The organism is Cryobacterium sp. MP_3.1, from assembly GCF_035984795.1.
Classification (GTDB): domain Bacteria; phylum Actinomycetota; class Actinomycetes; order Actinomycetales; family Microbacteriaceae; genus Cryobacterium; species Cryobacterium zongtaii.
On record NZ_JAXCHV010000067.1, the window covers coordinates 1 to 1567 of the forward strand.

The following is a 1567-nucleotide window of genomic DNA, read 5'->3' on the forward strand; positions in this document are numbered from 1 at the left end:
GAACGGTTCTCACTGACCATCGCACGGTGGTTTCCTACGTTGTTAATCCAACGAGCGAAACCCCGGAACTACACCACTCAAGGGGACGCAACCGCGGCGTCAAAGGCGCTCACGAAACTTATGGGCTCCAAAGTCTTTGATAATCCGAAGAATACAGATGTAATTGCTCGGCTTGTCCATTCCTTATCCGGTGACGGTGATCTGGTTGTCGACTTCTTCGCAGGTTCGGGCTCGACTGGCCAAGCCGTCTGGGAACAAAACCTTGCAGATAGCCGGACTCGTCAATGGGTTCTTGTTCAGATTCCTGAAGTACCCGACGCAGGCGAAGAATCAGGAAAAAACGCGATCAAAGCTGGCTATAAGACAATCTTTGAGGTGACTGCCGAACGCCTTCGCCGGTCCGCCGCGCTATTGCAAGAAAATACTCTCGACGCCAACGAGCTCGGATTTCGAGTCTTCCGTACCAAGCCGACCAATTTAATCATCGACCCGCCAATCGTGGCCACAGCTGGTATGACAGGGGAGACCTACATCCAGGAGGCCCTGTTTTGGGCTCACGCCGAGCCAGTCAGGGAGGATGCGGATCCCTTCGCAGTGGCATGGGAGGTTGTGCTCAAAGCTAGCGCGACTCAACTCGATGCGCGCGTGACTACCCACGTTGTAGAGGGGATCACAGTTTATGAATTCACGCCTGCCAACGGTTCCGGTGATTCCGGGCGCTTGCTGGTGAGCCTCGACGCCTTCAGCTTGGCGACAGCGGACGCTCTGGCGATCACTGATGCTGACACCTTGATCCTACGTGGCGACAAAGTAGACGACGCGACGACGCTCACGCTCGCTCCGCGTTTGCAGTCCAAATTGATGTTGCTGGAGCGGGTGCCTCGTGAAGTTTCGCTTTGAGGATCAGCCGCACCAGGCGGCAGCCATTTCAGCAGTTGTCGACCTATTTGAAGGTGCGCTCCAGCCGCCGGCGAGTTCGCTAATTGGACAAGCTCTTGGCAGCGCTGGGCATGCGGGGTTCATGCTCGATCAAGAATTGTTGGCGGATAATCTAGCCTCAATCACTGAACGCGAAAACGTCCAGAAACAAGCGGATCTGGCTCTCCTGAAAGCCGATGATCTTCAAGGCCGGGAGCGGTCTTTCCCAAACTTCTCGGTTGAGATGGAGACGGGTACAGGTAAGACGTATGTCTACATTGCGACGGCACTTCGGCTCGCCGAGCTCTATGGCCTTCGGAAGTTCGTGATTCTCGTCCACTCGGTGGCAATCCGCGCTGGAGCGGTAAAGACCTTTGAGCAGACAGCTGAACACTTCGGGATCAAGTTCCCGTCCGTGAAATATCGCTGGGGTGTGTTGGGCGAAGGACCGGCCCTCGACGACTTCGCGGAGCCGTCGAGTACGGTTCAATTCCTCATCGCCAGTGTGCAGGCGATCGATAAACCAGATTCCAACGCCATCTACCAAGAGGCTGAACTGAACCGTCCCTGATTTCCTGCCGCTTTCTTTCTGGTGAAAGGATTCGGATATGCCCAAGAAACACCCAACAGAGGTTCGCGAACGAGCGGT

Annotated in this window: 2 protein-coding genes; both read left to right on the forward strand. The window is 55.5% G+C overall.

Annotated features, from left to right (window positions below):
- Positions 1-900, forward strand: a 900-nt coding sequence (locus RCH12_RS18440) for a DNA methyltransferase (RefSeq protein WP_327017877.1), incomplete at its 5' end; no start/stop codon positions are given.
- Positions 884-1489, forward strand: a complete 606-nt coding sequence (locus tag RCH12_RS18445) for a DEAD/DEAH box helicase family protein (RefSeq protein WP_327017878.1) — start codon at positions 884-886, stop codon at positions 1487-1489. The genes RCH12_RS18440 and RCH12_RS18445, both read left to right, overlap by 17 nt.
- The last annotated feature ends 78 nt before the right edge of the window (positions 1490-1567 follow it).